We start from the raw sequence: 247 nt of genomic DNA, 5'->3' as shown, positions 1-247 counted from the left end.
CCATGGTTGGCCATCGGCATGCCGGCAGCGTTGGTCAGGGTCACGGTGTAAGTGACCTGGCCGCCTTCGGTGACGGTGGTTTTATCCACAGACAAGGTGGCGACCACTTCAGAGAGGGTGTCGCCGACTTTAACGACGGCTTCGTTACCGAGAACCAGATTTTCGAAGGATTTGCCGTCGACTGCGGCGTCAGTGACGCCGAGTTTGATGGTTTCGCCGTCTTTGTAGACGTCATCACCTTGCGCAG

1 protein-coding gene is annotated in these 247 nt (G+C 57.5%); it reads right to left on the bottom strand.

What is annotated here, in order from left to right; genetic code table 11:
* Positions 1-247, bottom strand: a 247-nt coding sequence (locus AACY45_RS29150) for an immunoglobulin-like domain-containing protein (protein WP_339548921.1), incomplete at both ends; no start/stop codon positions are given.

It is taken from the genome of Pseudomonas sp. RA_35y_Pfl2_P32 (genome assembly GCF_963970735.1).
Classification (GTDB): domain Bacteria; phylum Pseudomonadota; class Gammaproteobacteria; order Pseudomonadales; family Pseudomonadaceae; genus Aquipseudomonas.
This window is presented reverse-complemented; position numbering and strand designations above follow the sequence as displayed.